Source organism: Streptomyces sp. NPDC048436 (assembly GCF_043200355.1).
Classification (GTDB): domain Bacteria; phylum Actinomycetota; class Actinomycetes; order Streptomycetales; family Streptomycetaceae; genus Streptomyces.
The window spans coordinates 846,886-863,538 of the sequence record NZ_JBICXP010000003.1 but is presented as its reverse complement, the minus strand read 5'-3'; the positions used below and the strand labels follow the sequence as shown (position 1 = coordinate 863,538).

Annotated in this window: 14 protein-coding genes and 1 pseudogene; 3 read left to right on the top strand and 12 right to left on the bottom strand. The window is 65.2% G+C overall.

Translation table 11 applies throughout. The features are described 5' to 3' along the window. Nucleotides 1-106: 106 nt before the first annotated feature. From ACGFX9_RS14755 to ACGFX9_RS14710, 10 genes are all read right to left on the bottom strand, one after another. On the bottom strand, nt 107-1,186 hold the full coding sequence (locus tag ACGFX9_RS14755; protein ID WP_393470341.1) for an LLM class F420-dependent oxidoreductase: 1,080 nt from the start codon (nt 1,184-1,186) through the stop codon (nt 107-109). A 195-nt stretch (nt 1,187-1,381) separates the two neighbouring features. Next, the gene (locus tag ACGFX9_RS14750; protein WP_393470339.1) at nt 1,382-3,355 is read right to left on the bottom strand and encodes an MFS transporter; all 1,974 of its coding nucleotides are present in this window, start codon (nt 3,353-3,355) and stop codon (nt 1,382-1,384) included. 31 nt (nt 3,356-3,386) lie between these two features. Continuing rightward, nucleotides 3,387-4,154 (bottom strand): nitroreductase, encoded by a 768-nt coding sequence (locus ACGFX9_RS14745; protein WP_393470336.1) that lies wholly within the window; start codon nt 4,152-4,154, stop codon nt 3,387-3,389. Between the two features lie 63 nt (nt 4,155-4,217). Continuing rightward, entirely contained in the window at nt 4,218-5,414 is a 1,197-nt protein-coding gene (locus tag ACGFX9_RS14740) for a CaiB/BaiF CoA transferase family protein (protein WP_393470333.1), read from the bottom strand. Between the two features lie 66 nt (nt 5,415-5,480). Continuing rightward, a complete protein-coding gene (locus ACGFX9_RS14735) occupies nt 5,481-6,275 on the bottom strand; it encodes an enoyl-CoA hydratase/isomerase family protein (protein ID WP_393470331.1) in 795 nt (264 codons plus the stop codon). Between the two features lie 101 nt (nt 6,276-6,376). Continuing rightward, complete coding sequence (locus ACGFX9_RS14730; protein ID WP_393470328.1) at nt 6,377-7,513, bottom strand: thiolase family protein; 1,137 nt, start codon at nt 7,511-7,513, stop codon at nt 6,377-6,379. Next, a complete protein-coding gene (locus ACGFX9_RS14725; protein ID WP_393470325.1) occupies nt 7,510-7,698 on the bottom strand; it encodes a hypothetical protein in 189 nt (62 codons plus the stop codon). The genes ACGFX9_RS14730 and ACGFX9_RS14725 overlap by 4 nt, the downstream gene beginning before the upstream one ends. 563 nt (nt 7,699-8,261) lie before the next feature. Continuing rightward, a complete protein-coding gene (locus ACGFX9_RS14720; protein ID WP_393470322.1) occupies nt 8,262-9,065 on the bottom strand; it encodes an SDR family NAD(P)-dependent oxidoreductase in 804 nt (267 codons plus the stop codon). Nucleotides 9,066-9,144: 79 nt separating this feature from the next. Beyond that, nucleotides 9,145-10,281, bottom strand: coding sequence for an acyl-CoA dehydrogenase family protein (locus ACGFX9_RS14715; RefSeq protein ID WP_393470318.1), 1,137 nt, complete (start codon nt 10,279-10,281; stop codon nt 9,145-9,147). 87 nt (nt 10,282-10,368) lie between these two features. Continuing rightward, entirely contained in the window at nt 10,369-11,163 is a 795-nt protein-coding gene (locus tag ACGFX9_RS14710) for a citryl-CoA lyase (protein ID WP_393470315.1), read from the bottom strand. Nucleotides 11,164-12,291: 1,128 nt separating this feature from the next. On the opposite strand from ACGFX9_RS14710, the gene ACGFX9_RS14705 reads away from it, so the two are divergent. Together ACGFX9_RS14705 and ACGFX9_RS14700 are read left to right on the top strand one after the other, a co-directional pair. After that, the gene (locus ACGFX9_RS14705) at nt 12,292-12,822 is read left to right on the top strand and encodes a hypothetical protein (RefSeq protein WP_393470312.1); all 531 of its coding nucleotides are present in this window, start codon (nt 12,292-12,294) and stop codon (nt 12,820-12,822) included. 195 nt (nt 12,823-13,017) lie between these two features. Next, nucleotides 13,018-14,376, top strand: a complete 1,359-nt coding sequence (locus ACGFX9_RS14700) for an MFS transporter (RefSeq protein ID WP_393470309.1) — start codon at nt 13,018-13,020, stop codon at nt 14,374-14,376. 524 nt (nt 14,377-14,900) lie between these two features. Here ACGFX9_RS14700 and ACGFX9_RS14695 read toward each other — a convergent pair. Then, nucleotides 14,901-15,161, bottom strand: a complete 261-nt coding sequence (locus tag ACGFX9_RS14695; RefSeq protein ID WP_393470306.1) for a hypothetical protein — start codon at nt 15,159-15,161, stop codon at nt 14,901-14,903. 59 nt (nt 15,162-15,220) lie between these two features. On the opposite strand from ACGFX9_RS14695, the pseudogene ACGFX9_RS14690 reads away from it, so the two are divergent. Further along, nucleotides 15,221-15,686 (top strand): annotated as a pseudogene (locus tag ACGFX9_RS14690) (DDE-type integrase/transposase/recombinase); the annotation flags it as partial. A gap of 122 nt (nt 15,687-15,808) precedes the next feature. Here the strand turns inward: ACGFX9_RS14690 and ACGFX9_RS14685 are convergent. Further along, nucleotides 15,809-16,567, bottom strand: a complete 759-nt coding sequence (locus ACGFX9_RS14685; protein ID WP_393470303.1) for an IclR family transcriptional regulator — start codon at nt 16,565-16,567, stop codon at nt 15,809-15,811. Between the last annotated feature and the right edge of the window lie 86 nt (nt 16,568-16,653).

Below are 16,653 nucleotides of genomic sequence, written 5' to 3'. Positions count from 1 at the left end.
CACATTCCGCGGCCCGACTGCCGAGGACCAACTTGGTACCGCGGCAGCGAACCACCGGGCGAGACCCCGGCCGCGCGATCGGTGCGACCCAGCGCGACGACCGTCCTCATACCGCTCCACCTACAGTTTCCCCGGCGACGATCCTGGCCAGGATCCGTACCTGCTCCACGCGCTCCCCGGGGTCCTCGGCCAGCGGGTTGAGGAGGAAGGTCCGCACCCCCGCCGCTTGAAACTCCTCCGCCTGGCGGCGGATCGAGTCCTCGTCGCCCATGAGGGTGACCGCGTCCAGCAGCTCCTGGGGCACGGCCTCCGCGGCCTCCGCCTTCATCCCGGACAGGTACAGATCCTGAATCTCTTTGGCCTCGGCCTCGTAGCCGTAGCGGCATGCCAACTGGTTGTAGAAGTTCTTGTCGCGCGCGCCCATGCCGCCGATGTAGAGCGCGAGCTGGTTGCGTACCCTCTGCACAGCCTCCGGCGACGGCTCACCCAGGTGGAACTGGACCTGGAGCTGGATATCGAGCTCACCCAGCGCCGGGTCGCGCTTGCTGAATCCCGCGTTGAGGGCCTCTCCCCACACCTGCTGGGCCTTGAGGGGGTGGAAGAACAGCGGCTGCCAGCCCTGCGCGATCTCCGCCACAAGGGCGACGTTCTTGACTCCGAGAGCCGCGACCGAGATCGGGATCTCCGCACGCACGGGGTGGTTGATGATCTTCACTGGTTTGCCCAGCCCGGAGCCTCCGTACTCCTTCGCCAACGGTACGCGGTAGTACTTGCCGTCGTACGCGAGCGGGTCGCGGCGCCAGACCTTGCGGCAGATCTCGACGACTTCGCGCGTTCGCCCCAGTGGGGCGTCGTACTTAATGCCGTGGAATCCCTCGACGACCTGCGGGCCGCTGGCTCCCAGCCCCAGAGTGAACCGGCCGTCCGAGACGTAGTCCAGGCCGGCGGCGGTCATCGCCGTCAGGGCGGGCGTGCGCGAGTAAACCGGAAGAATCGCCGACATCAGCTCGATCCTGTCGGTCTTCGCCGCGAGGTACCCCAACTTGCTGACCGCGTCGAAAGAGTAGGACTCCGGGACGGCGGCCAGCTGGAGGCCGGCCTGCTCGTAGGCGAGCAGCAGCTCGACTGCCTCGTCAAACCTGCCCGTATGGTTGAGGATCATGCCGAGCTTCACGGACGCAACCATCTGAATTCTCCTTGCCGTAGCGGCCGGCGACGTCGCGACCGAGGATTTTCCTTCATGATCTGGCGGGTGTCTCCGTAGATCGTCTGTCGCCGTCTTGATGGCCAAACCGGGCGACACCCCGGCAGGTCCGGCGATCCTGCAGACTCTGATCACGGCTTCCTACCGCTGTCCCTGTCCGGGCCGGTGCCTGCACGCTCATGGCCCTACCTCGATCACGATGTGCGCGCCGAGCGCGGTCACAACCACCTTGCGGGAATGTGCCTGCTGACCGAACTCGTTCACCGCGGTCAAGATGTAGGCACCTGCAGGAGGGAGCGGGAAGCGGAACTGTCCGTGCTCGTCCGTCCGCTCCCTGGAAACGAACTCGCCCGTCCCCTGGTGGAGCAGTACGAGGGACCGGCATATGGGCACGCCAAGACGAACCGCCACACCTGTCAGCGCCAGCTCCTCCGTCAGCTCCACGTGCAGCTCCATGTCCCCCTCGCGGAAGTCCAGGACAACTGCTCGGGGGGACCACCCGCGAGCATTCGCGACGACGAGGTAGCGCCCCGATCCGGGAAGGGCCACTGAGTAGCGGCCGTCGTTGTCGGTGCGTGCCCAGTCGACGGGCTCGCCATCGAGCTGGGTGACGGTCACGATGGCCGCGTGCCCCAGGCCTCTGCCACCGCCGGGCAGGATCCGGCCGTGCACCACGGTCTCGCCACCCGCGCCGGAGACCGCGGCGGAGGGGATTCGCCGGCGCCGCGTCGGAATGAACGCGACCAGCACCACGGCCAGCAGAGACGTCGCGGCGCTGATCCAGTACATGTCCTCGAATGCCGCCAACGTGGGAAAGGCCTTGCCGGCGGCTGTGGCACTGACCGACGACAGAACGGCGGCGAGCACCGCACTCGCCGTCGACCCACCGATGGCACGCATGAGCGCGTTGAGCCCGTTGGCCGAGGCCGACTCGGTGATCGGCACATGGGCCATGATGAGGGTCGGCATGGCTGCGAACGAGACCGCTGCTCCGATACCCACCAGGCTCGCACCGAGCACCACCTCGGCAACCGAGCCCGTCGCGAAGACACGGAACAGGTAGGCGACGGACACGATCCCGGCGCCCACCAGCAAGGTGACGCGGCCGCCGAGCCGGTCCAGCATCCGCCCGGAGACAGGTGACAGGAACACCATGGCAAGGCCGGCGGGCGTCATGGCCAACCCGGCTTGCGTCACCGTCAATCCGAAGCCGTAGCCGGTGGCTGTCGGCATCTGCAGTTGCTGTCCGCTGGCGAGGAGGTTGACGAACAGGGCGAAGGCAATGCCTATCGAGGCAATGTTCGTGAGCAGCACGGGCTTGCGTGCCGCCGTACGCAGATCAACGATCGGATCGTTGACACGCAGTTCGTAGGGGAACCAGACGACAAGCGTCAGGAAGCTCGCGCAGAACAGGCCCACGACCGTGCGGCTCCCCCAGCCCCAATCGCCGCCCTTGGAGATCGCCAGCAGCAATGCCGCCAGCGCGAGCGACAACAGGAGCGCCCCGAGATAGTCGAACCGTCCCGGTGTGCGCACGGTCGACTCAGGCACCAACCGGAGCACGGCGATAGTGAGCAGCACGCCACCGATCGCCGCGACCCAGAAGATGGAGGCGAACCCGAAGTGGCCGTACAGCACTCCGGACAGAGGGAGGCCCAACGCCATCCCGATGCCGACCGTGGCGCTCATGAGGGCGATCGCGAAGCCCACGCGTTCGCGTGGCAGCGAGTCACGCATGATGCTGATCCCCACCGGGACCAGGGACATCGCGAAACCCTGCAGGCCACGTCCGGCCACCGTGGTGACGAAGCCCCCTCCGACTGCGACGAGGATGGACCCGGCTGCAATCGCGGTGAGTGCGACAACGATCATGCGCCTTTTGCCGACCATGTCAGCCAGGCGGGACACGATGGGCGTCGCGACGGCGCCGGTCAGGATCGTGACGGTCACGGCCCAGGATGCGGTCGTCGGACCTACGTCCAGGATCTCGGGCAGATCCGGAATAAGGGGTACGACGAGCGTCAGCTGCAGGGACGCGAGCATTCCTGCGAGCGCGAGCACGGCAATGACGACGTTCGTGGATCGGCCGACGGTCCTAGGAGGACTTCCCTGCGGTGGCGCCGGGGCGGAGACCGGGGCGGACGAAGCCACATCATGCTCCTCAGAGGGGGGAAGTGCTTGCCTACCGGGAATGTTCATGACGACTCGAACCGACCGTCGCCGAGCCCACCCATTGGGCGAAGGTGTCAACCGACTCCCGCGGCGTCTGAAGCGTGTTCACCGGCGCCGCCTCGTCGGCGTAGCCGAGCGCCATCCCGCACACCAGCTGCTCATCGGGGCCCGCACCCACGAAGGGAAGGATGACTTTCGCGTAGTAGTTCCAGGCGGCTTGGGGACATGTGTGCATGCCGCGCGCCCTCGCCAGCAGCATGATGTTCTGCATGAACATCCCGTAGTCCAGCAACGCCCCGCGACCCATGACCCGCTCGACCGTGAAGATCAGACCTACCGGGGCGTCGAAGAATCGGTAGTTGCGCTGCACCTGTGCGCGCATCTTCTCCTTCTCGCCCTTCGCGATGCCGAGAAGGCCGTACAAGCTCCACCCGTTCTGGCGGCGTCGATCGATGTACGGGGAGACCCATTCCTCCGGATAGAAGTCGGGCTGCTCTCGGTACAGCGACGCCAGCGAAGGATCCGCGTGAATGGCGTCGTCCGCAGCACACACCCGATCGACGAGTTCGTCTCTCGGTTGATCCTGCAGCACGTACACCTTCCACGGCTGGGTGTTCGTCCCGGACGCCGCTTGACTGGCGACGTGCAGGATCTCTTCGATGTCGCTGCGGTCGACCGGCTTGTCGCGCTCGAAGGCGCGGCAGGAGAGGCGGTTGGTGATGGCGGAGACGACACTGTCGGGATCGTTCACCACCGCGGTGACTCGGGACGTGGGCAACGCAGAACTCCTCAGAAGGCCGGGAATGACGCTGGTCGACAGGCAAGCCGTCAGTTCCAGCCGCTAGATGGTGCCTGCCGCGCGCAGCTCGGCGATCCGCTGGTCCGTGAGGCCCACGTACTCACGCAGGACCTCGTCGGTGTTCGCCCCGAGTTCCGGCGCCGGCCGTACCAGCGGGGCTGGTGTATCGCTGAATCGAGGCTGCGGCGCGGGCATCTTGAGCGGACCGATCCGCGGATGGTCCACCGTCGCGATCGTGCCGCGGGACTCGTACTGCGGGTCCGTCATGATGTCTTCGACCGAGTAGATCAGTGCGTACGCGAGTCCCTTCTCGTCCAGGATCTCGCACAGCTCCGGCACTGGGAGCGACTTGATCCAGGCCCCGACGGTCCGGTTGATCTCCGTCACGTTGGCCAGTCGCTCGGTGTGTGTCGCGAACCGTGGGTCGTCCAGCAGCTCTGGCATCGCTTCGCACAGACGGCGGTACATGCGGTCCGAGGAGACCGTGAGAGCGATGTAGCGGCCGTCGCTGGTCTCGAAATGATCACCCGGAGCAGCCGCGAAGTGGAGGTTCCCTGTGCGCTCGCGATTGAGTCCCAGCTTGTCGTACGCGGTCACCATCACATCGGTGAATCGGAACACCGTTTCATACAGCGACAGGTCGACCTGCTGGCCCCGCCCGCCGTTCACGTCGCGGTTGTACAGCGCCACCATCGTGCCGAAGGCACCGAAGAGTGCCGTCTGGTAGTCGGCGACAGCCGTGCCCGGACGCACGGGAGGACGATCGGGATATCCGGTGATTCCCATCACTCCGCCGAAAGCAAGGCCCATGCGGTCGTAGCCTGCCCGCGTGGCCATCGGCCCTGTCTGGCCGTACCCGGAGACGCTGAGCATCACCAGTCGCGGATTCGCCTGCTCCAGCTCTTTCCAGGACAGGTTCCAGCGATCGAGGGTGCCAGGGCGGAAGTTCTCCACGAGAACATCGGCGTCCTTCACCAGCTCCTTCAAGATTCGCTGGCCCTCGGGCTCGCGCAGATTGAGCGTGATCGACTTCTTGTTCCGCCCCTCGACGTTCCACCACAGGCTCTCACCCTCTGCGAACGGTCCGATGTGTCGAAGCGTGTCGCCGAGGCCCGGCTGCTCGACCTTGATCACGTCTGCGCCGAAATCCGCGAGGAGAGTGCCGGCGACAGGCCCGGCCACCATGGTTCCCACGTCAATCACACGCACGCCCGACAGCGGGCCCTTGTCCTTTGACATCATCGTTCTTACCTCTCCATCGATAGCGATTGACTGGCTCCGGCGGGGTTTTCGACTGCGCGTCCGCTACCTGCCCTCGAACTGAGGCGTCCTCTTCTCCCGGAAAGCGGCCAGCCCCTCGACGCGGTCGGCGGAGTGGCTGTGCGCGTTGCACAGGGCGCGCTCGTAGCGAAGGCCGATCGGCACCGGCTGATCGAGCGAGTCGTTCAGGGCCTGCTTCATGCGCGCCAGCACCAGTGGGCTCTTCGACGCGAGTCTTTCGGCGAGTAGCGCGACCGAGTCGTGGAGATCTCCGTCCGCGACCACCTGGCTCACCAGACCCAGCGCCATCCACTCACGGGCCGACGGCGTCTCGCCGGTGAGCATGAGGTACTTCGCGTTGTTGCTGCCGATCTTCCTCGGGAGGCGCACGGTGGCTCCGGCGCCAGGGAACATGGCGAAGTTCGAGTGGGCATCACCGAGAACCGCCGACTCCGCTGCCACGACGACGTCGCAGGAGAGAACCAGCTCCAGTCCGCCGGCGACGGTGATCCCGTTGATCGCGGCGATGACGGGGGTGCCGCACGACTCGATCAGGTTCGTGAGCTCGCCGATCCTCTGCACGAACTCCGCGCCGCTCTCGTGGCTGCGCTTGGCGCTGTCCTTCAGATCGGCGCCGGCGCAGAATCCGCGGCCCTTCCCTGTCAGCACGATCGCGCGTACCTCGGGATCCCGGCCGCCGTCCTTGATCGCGGCGGTCAAGGAGTCCACGAGGGTTGCCGTCAGCGCGTTCAGCGCGTGCGGACGATTTAGCGTGAGCCACAGCACCGCTCCGCTTCGCGTCAGCAGGAGCTCCTCGGCGGTGGTGTCGTCTGATGCCATGATTGCCATGACCCTTTCTGGGTTCTCGAACCTCTCGGGAGGCCGGTGACTGCTCGGTGGTGATGGGCGGGTGATGCACTTCCGCGATCAGCAGCCCTGCCTCATCGCTGCAGGATGTGGACGACACACACCGGACCGATTCCGACCATGTGTGCCAGGCCGACGCTGGCGTCCGGTTGTTGCCGCTCGCCTGCCTCTCCGCGCAACTGCCGAGTGATCTCGGCGATCTGTCCCAGCCCTGTAGGACCAAGCGGATGCCCCATGGAGAGCAGCCCGCCCGAGGGGCTGACTGCGTGCCGCCCGCCGATGTCGAAAGCCCCCTTGGCGAGCTCCGAAGCACCCTCTCCAGGCGGACACAGTCCCATCGCCTCCACGAACAGAAGCTCTTCGATCGCGAAGGCATCGTGGACCTCGACCACGTCCAGGTCTGCGGGCTCCCCGCCCCATTCCTCGTACGCCGCATTGGTTGCGGCCTCCGTCAAGGCCACGTCAGCGTTTGCGCCATCGAACGCCTGATCGCTCAACGTGGCGGATGCGGCGACGCGTACGGTGCGGCTTCGCTGCACACCGTGTCGCTGCATCGCCTCTTCCGACATGACGATGACCGCCGCCGCGCCTTCGCCGATGGGCGTGATCTGGAGACTGTTCAGCGATCCACCCACGTACGGCGGACGCAGCACCTCTTCGAGGCTGCGCTTCTTCCTGCGCTGCGCGTAGGGATTGAGGGCTCCGTTGCCGTGGTTCTTCACCGCAACGAGACCGATCTGCTCTTTGGTGTAGCCCGAGTCGGCGAGGTACCTCTCCGTCAGGAGCGCGTAGCGCGCGAAGGGGACGTCGAATGCCGGCGATATCGGAGTGATACCGGTGTCCGGCGCTGCGATCTTGCCCAGCGGCTTGTCTACGCCGACAGCGATCGCCGCCTCGGCCAGGCCGCCGGCAACCTCCGCGACAGCTTGGCGGAACGCAGTCGAGCCGGTGGCTGATGCGTTCTCGACCTGGGAGACCGGTATCCCTGTCATGCCGAGGTACCTGAGCATGGGCACGCCGGCCGCCATGCCCAAGCGGGCGGTACCGACAAAGGCTGCGTCAATGCTCGGCCAGGTGATGCCGCCGTCGGCGAGAGCCTCACGGACCGCACGCAGTCCTAGCTCGATGTAGGAAGTCCCTGTCGGGTACTGGTAGGGATGCAGCCCGATGCCGACGACATACACCGGCCGCAGATCGGTAATACGGCTCACCTTGGTTCCCCTGACGTGAAGACCACATAGGACTGGCGCAGCTCGTCGCCGCCCTGGCCGACGACCTTCGCTCCGGGGCGCCAGGCGATCTCGTCCGACAAGAACGCGTGGATGGTGTGACCGCTGTCCAGGTGGATCTCGCCCATGACGAACGGGACCGGCCAGACCGCGTGACGTTGGATCACGGCAAAACTTCGGAGGGTTCCCCGCGCTGCGAACTTGGACTCGCCGATCTCGTCCATCGACGCACCACACCGTTCGCAACCGAAAAACTGACGCGGGAGTCCGCGCTGGCCGCACGTATGACAGATCCAGCCCGTCAGTTGAATCCCGTCCTCGGACTCTTCCCACAGGGGCCTGGCCTCGTGGACCGGGTCTGAAGCTGCGGAACCACTGCTTGCACTGTTCGTTCGAGCCAGTGGGGACGACTGCTTCTCATCCATGTCGTCCCCCGGTTCCCGCAGTTCCGCGAGCGCGTCGCGCGCTGCGCTGGAGCGATATCTCGAGGGACGCCGCAAAGAGGGTGGCTCTACGTTTCATGCTGTCTCCTCCATTTCTGGATCTGATGTCGTCCGGCGTGATCTCGATTCGAGACCGATGCCAGTTGCCGCTGACAATCACGCCAGCCGGGTGGCTTCGCCGACAGGAACCGGAGGTACGTCGGCCAACGCCTTCCTGATCTCGCCGACTTTCCAGCGTTGATCACTCGTGAAGGTGTCGACGAGGTGCCACCCCTCGTACACCCCGATCAGCCCCCGACGACCCGGAAGACGTGACCCGACAGTGGGCAGTCCTCTGTCGCCAGATACGCGACGAGAGGAGAGACGTTCCTCGGGTGGTATACGTCGAACTCCTGCTCCGCCTCGGGTTCCGCCAGCCGTTCGCTGAGCCCGGGAGTCGCATCGGTCGTCCGGGTTCGCGCGAGTGGGGCAATTCCATTGACCCGGACCCCGATCCGACCCAGTTCCTTGGCCGCGACCTGCGTCATTGCCGCGATCCCGGCCTTCGCCGCGGCGTAGTTCGTCTGGCCCACTCCAGGCGCCAGCCCCGCCCCCGAAGAGGTGTTGACGATGACTCGATCCGCGTCCAGCCCCTGCTTCGACCGACCACGCCAGTACCGCGCTGTGTGATGGCTGACGGCGAAGGTGCCCTTCAGGTTGACGTTGATGACCGAGTCGAACTCGTCCTCGGTCATGTTGACCAGCATCCGATCGCGGAGGATGCCTGCGTTGTTCACCACGGCGTGCAGGTCACCGAAGGTGTCGACCGCGGTCTCGATGAGTCGCTGAGCGCCCGCCCAGTCACTGACGCTGTCGGTGTTCGCGACGGCCTCACCGCCGGCGGCCTTGATCTCTGCGACCACCTCGTGCGCGAGATCGGAGTCCGTCCCCTCGCCGGACGCCGATCCGCCGACGTCATTCACCACGACCCGCGCACCCTCGGCCGCGAACTGCAACGCGTGCTCCCGGCCGAGACCACGGCCGGCCCCAGTGATGATCGCTACTCTTCCGTCGAGGACACCCATGTGTTGTCTTCCCTTCGTCTTCTTCAAGTCCGTGCGAGCCCGCGCCCCGCTGTAGTGGAACTTGGGTTCTGATGCGCACGCCGGGGATATTGGGGGTGCGCATGTGCTACTTGGAGACGCCGACGGCGCGGGCGAGAATGGTGCGCATGATCTGGGACGACCCCGCGGTGACGGTCGCGACCCGCGCCTCGCGCCAGTACCGCTGCATGTCGTACTCGAGCATGAAACCGGCACCGCCCATCAGCTGCATGCCTGTGTTCGTCGCACGCTGTAGCGCCTCGGAGCCGAACAGCTTCGCGGCCGTCACCTCAGTGAAGGCCGACTCACCTGAGTCGATGATGCTTGCGGCCTTGTAGGTCAGCAGCTTTGCCGCCTGGAGGTCGCAATACATGTCGGCGATCGGGTGGGCGACAGCTTGGAACGATCCGATCGAACGGTTGAACTGCTCGCGCGCGTTGACGTACGAGCGAGTCATCTCGAACACGGTGTTGAGGGCCCCGATGTAGCCACCGCACGTGAACACCCGCTCAAACTCCAAGCCTGAGTGGAGCACGTCCCATCCCCGGTTGACGGGTCCGAGCATCTGCTCGGGTCCGACACGAACATCGTCGAAGAAGACCTCGTTGGTTCCGAGCAGGTGACGTCCCAGCGTCTTCAGCCGCCGGACCTCTACGCCAGGAGCGTCGGCAGGTACCAGGAAGACGGACAGTCCTGAATGGCGTCCTGCTTCCGGATCGGTCCGCGCGGTGACGTGCAGGATGGTTCCAGGCAGCCCAGCCCCGGTGATGTACAGCTTCTGGCCATTGAGCACCCAGGCGCCGTCACGCTGCTGCGCTGAGGTACGGATGCCCGCCGCATCACTGCCCGCGCCGGGCTCGGTCATGCAGATGGTGTAGCGCTCTTCTCCGCGAATGGCCCGGGACAGGTGGTGCTTCTTCTGGGCCGGTGTTCCGTTGCGAAGGATGTTGAGAGCGAGGTACATCGTGATGCCGTACCCGGCAGCGAAATCGAGCCCTCGCCGTCCGAGCTCCTCGGAGACGATCAGCATCTCGGTCACACCGCGTCCGTCGCCGCCGTATTCTTCCGGGAACGGGAGGCCGTAGTAGCCCAGTGAAGCCAGCTGCTCGAAGAAGTGCTGGGGGTAATGGCCGTCCTCGTCCCACTTCTTGACCGTTTCCTGCGGCGCTTCCTTGTCGATGAATTCCCGCACTGCCGCACGCAGTGCGTCCTGGTCGTCAGTCACAACATCCTCCTGGACGGTGTATGAGTCGTCGTCCCCGTCCGACGAGCTGTCTCGCTCATGGCATCGGCCCCCGTGTCCGTGGGCTTCTCACGGGCTGTCGGGGCTCTGCCCCGTGTACGAAACCTGCTCGGAGGGCACGTGGCGCCACGTGTTCCCTTGCTCCTTCTCCTCCAGGTAGTGGGCTGCGAGACCAACGGTCCGGGGGGCGATCACGAAGATCCGAGCCGCTTCCCATGTGAATCCGAGATCGAGAAGCAGGGCCGCGGAGGCGCCGTCGATGTTCGCGGGTACTACGCGGCCGACTGCCTGGCTGAGCTCGTGCTCGAGGTGCTCGACCAGTGCGCAATGGTGCGAGTACACGCCCACTTCCTTGGCGAGTTCGATCAGGATGGGAGTCCGAGGGTCAGCGCCGTGCTGCGGGTGGCCGAACCCGTCGAGGGGAGTGCGCCGCGCCCTGCTGTCAGCGACCATTTCGCGCGCCGCACGCTGAAGTGCCTCATCGGTGACCTCTCCATCGGCGGCAACTCTCGCGACGACCGAATGGAGGGTGTGGGCCAGTTGCTGGCCCGCTCCGCCGTGGATGTCACCGAACGTCATGACACCAGCCGCGACGCCCGCCTGGATCGGAACGCCGTACGACGAGAGAAGTCTCGTGACGGTGCTGGACGGGGAGATCCCGTGTTCCATCACTGAGACGAGGATGGCGTCCATGACTCTGGCCTGGCCACTGGTGGCGCGGTTGCCGGTGAGCACCAAAAACATCATCTCGGCGTACGAGGTGTTGCCGATCAGCTCGGTCAGACGGTGGCCCCGGACGATCACGTCATCTCGTTCGACCTTCGCGATCCCGGTTTCCCAGGAGTTCGTGTCTCGTGCACCCATTCGAAGTCCCTTTTGGTCGTCGTACGCCGCCGCTCAGCGGCGAAGCCCGAGTGAGCGTGTTCCACACAGCGGCACAACGTCTCGCCTGTCGGTACACGCAGCGTGGCGCACCCCTGAGTACCTGTCAATGGGGGGGGCGGAGAGGCGCGCCAGTGATCGGCAGAGGATCTGCGATCTTCCGTCGCTGATGCCGTCGCCGTTGCGCTCCACGAGCGCAAGGGGCACCCCGCGCGTTCAGCTCACTGGAACATCGACCACCGCGTGGACGTCGAGCCACACGTCCGCAGCAGTCCACAGCACGGTGTGCTCGGGCAACCGACCTTCAGCCGGGCCCACCCCGGCTCAGCGCACACCGCACCGCTCAACGTGGGATTGCAAGAAGCGGGGGGCCAGCAACGCCAGCTCGGCGTCACCGGACTTGGGGAACACAAACACAGGCTCGGGCCTGTCCAGCGGATGGGTCTTCCAACATTTTCGTAGCTGTTGATCGGCTTGCGTGACTCGGTGTCGTGCGGGGCCTGTTGGCGGCAGGCTAGTGGTGTGTGTCGTCAGGGTGGAGGACGCTCCGGTGGCGTGGCCGGGGTGCGGGGCGTGCTCGGACTGGGCGTACTTGCGTTACGTGCGGCACGTTGCTGACGAGGCGGTCGGCGGCCGCCCGGTGGTAATCGATCTGTAGGTGCGTCGGCTGTACTGCGAGAGCCCGGACTGTACGAAGGTGACGTTCGCCGAGCAGGTGAACGGGCTGACGGCGGGCTACCGGCGCCGGACTCCGGCTCTGCAGCAGGTGATCGCCGCGGTGGCGGTGGCCCTGGCCGGCTCGGCCGGAGCCCGTCTGCTCAGCGTGCTGCACCACACCCAGCCCTGGGCGAGCGTGTTGAACTGCGTGATGCGTGCCGAGGTGCCCGCCCTAACCCATCACCCATCCCGACAACATCCCGAACAGATCAGTAACTCGCCGCGTGACATGCCGCTACGTTCCCAGAGGACGAGAGACACCCGAAGGAGGTCGGCGCGCGCAACGCCTCCTGGGCCGCCTACGGGCCCGCGATCGCCGAGGGCCGACGCGCCGCGAGTACCCGCGAGCGCAGGCAGCAGGTCCATGACCTGCGCGAGGCCGGGGGCGGCCTCTTGGAATGTGCCCGCCGCCTCAACCTCGCGCACTACGCCCGCCACGACAAGCCCGAACAGATGGTCAAGGCCTCGCAGTACCGGCCCACCCTGGTCGGCCCCTACCGCGATCACCTGCGCCGGCGCCGGCCCGATGACCCGGCCGTCCCCGTTACCAGCCTTCTGCGGGAGACCCGGGAGATGGGCTACCCCGGCAGCCACATGCTCACCCGCCGCCCCGACCGGCTGCGCGAGGACCAACTCCCCCTGGCCGCCCAGATCAGCAGCTTCGCCGCTCCGCTCAGCCCGGCCCCGGGCAACGCCGCCGCCCTCAACGGGTGGATCACCCGCACCCGCGACACCGACCTGCCCTTCCTGCACGCCTTCGCCACCGGCCTGGCACGCGATCGCGCCGCCGTCGATGCCGCGCTCACCCTGCCGCAGCACAACAGACGCACCGACGGCGTCAACAACAAGATCAAACTGATCCGGCGTCAGACGCCCGGCCGCGCCGGACACCGGCCTCTGTGCCAGCGCATCCTGCTCAGCTGAACTATTAGGAACGATCAACGCGTACGAAAATCCTGGAAGACCCGGAGACCGTACAGACCCTTCCTACGCACCCCTTGACGCCGAGCAGGTGCGACCACAACATGAGTGTTCTACAGCGCGAGACGTCGTGCCAGTAGGTGGCACGCTTTGAACTGAGACACGGATCGTCGCACTGACCACCGAAAGGCGGAGTCAATGGAGACCCCAGTTGCCAAACCCGCGTCGCCAACGCCCGAGACATCCAACAGGCGTGCTGCTGCGGCCATTGTCGTAGGCACCGCTCTTGAATACTTCGACTTCTTCCTTTACTCGGCTATGGCGGTGCTCGTCATCGGCCCCACGTTCTTCCCCTCAGACAATTCCGCAGCCAGCTCTATGGCTGCATTGGCGTCTTTCGGTGTCGGATTCCTTGCGCGTCCTTTCGCGGGGCTAATATTTGGAATCATTGGGGACAAGTTCGGCCGCAAGACGGTGCTGTCTTGGAGCCTCATTTTGATGGGTGCTTCGACGGGGCTGATGGGACTGATTCCATCTTATGCATCCATTGGTGTGGCAGCTCCGATCTTGCTCGTAGCGCTGCGTATAATTCAAGGAATCGGCGCGGGTGCAGAATTCAGTTCCGCGCTAGCAATTTCCTACGAGTACGCTACCGCCGACACCCGAGGGCGACTCGGTTCACTGCCAACATTGGGCATCAACCTGGGAGTGTTCATTGCTTCACTGACGGTCGCTGGTCTGAATTTGATGGGAGATGATTTCTTCTACTCCTGGGGCTGGCGCATCCCGTTCGTTGCCAGCTTCGTTCTGGCCCTGGTTGGGTACGTCATTCGCATGAGGCTTCCGGAGAGTCCCGAGTTTACGGAACTACCGGTAGAGGAAACGCGGCGTACATGGCTCCAAGTCCTGGCAGACCTGTTCAGATCTGACTGGAAAGGCCTAGTCATAGTGTTCGTGACGTACAGCGGTTACGCGCTCGTGGCGACACTGTGGAAGACCTTCTCGCTCTCTTATCTGTCTGAATTTCAAGACATCAGTGGAGCTGTTAGCAGCTTTGGCGTGACATTGGCCAGCCTTTTTGCGATCGTTTGGACTCCAATATGCGGCAGGCTCTGCGATGCAGTTCCAGTCCGACGGGTCCTTGTAACTGGCGGCCTCTTGGTGATCCTCTATTCATTTCCTTTTTTCTGGCTACTCGACACAAGAACCGCTATTTGGATCTGGATCGCATTGATCCTGGGCACGGGCTTTCTTGCTCCATTGCTTTCCGTAGCGGCGAGCCCGTTCATGGCTAGTCAGTTCGCGACTAATACGCGCGTCACTGGTCTCGGGGTGGCCAAAGAAACCAGTGCTGCCGTAGCGGCCGGCCTAGGGCCGGTGCTAGCGCTCGGTCTCGTCAGCGCCTCCGGGACATCCAGCACTTCTGGCGTATCAATGCTCTTCGCTCTGGGCGGAATGATGCTTTTGATTGCAGCGTGGAGGGGCAGGACGACAGCCCCGTCTTTCGAGAAGTCCGCGGTGGGAAATGCCTCGCGAGCGCATCAGGCCTCTGACTGAACTGATACGGCAGCCGTAGATAGCGGTTCCACTGTGTCCCTCCTGTTCAGCGACGTGGTCGTCGAGGTGGTGGCGTTGTCGGTGGCAGGCCTGGTGGCGGAGTCGACAGGCGGACCAGAACACCACGTGGTCACCGCCCCGGGCCGGCGATAGCAGGGCGAACACCCGGAGCAGCTTCAGCAGTTCGGGGCATGAGACCAGCGGTGCTAGGAGTTCCTGCAGGTCACCTGGCCCTGTTCGAGGCCGACGAAGGACTTACCCAGCTGGAAGGTCTCCTCCACTTCCCAGCGGCAACAGATCACCTCGACCAACTTCGCGAGTGTGGTGTGATGTTGGTCGAGGTAGAAGGATGCCTCTCGGGGTGTAGCGGTGCCTGCGGACGATCAGTGTGGACGTCCCGGCCTCATGTTCGTCGGGGGTGTCGTCCGCACGGATGTCGATCATCGACCAGTCGTACTCGCGGGTGCCCTTCTAACCCTGGCCGGTAGCCATGCGCATCCAGTTCTGCGGGGTGAGCTTGTTGATCACCTTGCGGACCTCGATGTGCAGGCCCGAGCGACCTCCTGGTTCTGCTTGACCGCGACCGCATAGCCCAGTCCCATCGTGCGCATGCTGTGCCGCAGTGCCCGACTGCCGTAGACCTCGTCACCGGCGAACCAATCGGCTCCGATACCGGAGTCAAAGGCGCCGCGCACCCTGGCCACGGCCTGATCCGGCTTCGTCGAGAACTCCAACTTGACCGCAATGCCGGCGAGTTCATGCCGCTCGTCGTCGGCCGCCCGCACCCGGGGCACGTACAGTCCCAGTCGATCATCAACCTCATCCCCGCACTCACTGCTACGAGAAGACCACCGAGGCGGCGCGGCGCTCGCGCCGGCTCGCCGACGCCGAGCTGACCCGGGATGGGAGGCCCGGCGGATCCACGACGAGTGGGACGGCTCCTACGGCTCTCCGCCGAGCTACAGGCCCATGGCTGGGAGGTCAACCACAAGCGCGTCGATCGCATCGTGCGCGAGGCCGGCAACGTCGGCGTACACCTGCGCAAGAAGGTGAAGGTGCAGACGACGGTCCCGGACCCGGACGCAGCCGCTGTGCCCGACCTGATCCAGCGCGACTTCACCGCCGAGGCGCCGAACACCAAGTACGTGGGCGACATCGCATACTTGCCGATCAGGGGCGGCCAATTCCTCCACCTCGCAACGGTGTTGGATCTCTGCTCGTGCCGTCTGACCGGGTGGGCGATCGCTGATCACATGCGGACCGAGCTGATCACCCAGGCGTTGGAGAACGCCGCCCGCCCCTGCGGCGGACGCCTGGACGGAGCGACAACGGACACCTCGACAACTGCATCGGTCTGGGACAGCATCCCCGAGCATGCCCGCTGATCATGCAGGCGCACCGGCAAACTCCAAGATCCCCGACAGAGTCAAGCTCAGGGCGCTTCTCCCAAGCGGTGGGCGATGGCGCTGGCAGCCTCCACCACCATGCCCCCGAACTTCGCCTGCAACGCAGCAGACATTCGATGAATCGGCGTCGAGATGCCAATGCCGGCGATCCCTACCCCGGCGATCACGATGGGCGCTGCGACGGCGTGGACGTCTTCTCGCCACTGCTGATCGTTCACGGCGTAGCCGCGCCGACGGACCTCGTGGATGGCAGACGCAAGGGCATCAGCATCAGTCAGGGTAAAAGACGTATATGCGGTCAGTCCCCGAGATGTGAGTTCGCCGATCTCGTCGTCCGACCATGTCGATAGCAGGGCATGCCCGTTGGCGGAGGCCAACGCTGGGAGCGTCATGCCAGGGGAGACGTGGGCGCGTACCCCCTGGGGGCTCTCGAGGGACTCGAGAACAATGACCGAATCCCCCTTGATTGCAGCGAGATGGACGGTCTCGCGAGTCTCCTCACGAAGCTGCTCCATCACCGGCAGGGCGATCGTGCAAAGATCGTTGCCTGCCTGGTGCCGCTGCCCCAGCTGGAACATCTTGGGTGTCAGTGTCCAGCGCGTCGCCTGATCGTGAACCTCCGTGACCCAGCCGCCCTCCTGGAGCGTGCGGAGCATCCGCTGCACAGACGATTTCGGGAGCTGCAAGTCTCTGGCCAGCTCTGACACACCCACCAGCCCTGGCTCCGCAAGCCGCTCCAGCACCCGCATACCCGTCAACACACTTCTCACGGCGGCGCTGGTCATTCGATCCCCTCAACCATCCGAACAACTGCAGATTCCAGCGCCACTCTACTGCGCCGCGTACTCGACCCTCCGTCGCCGAAGAGGTA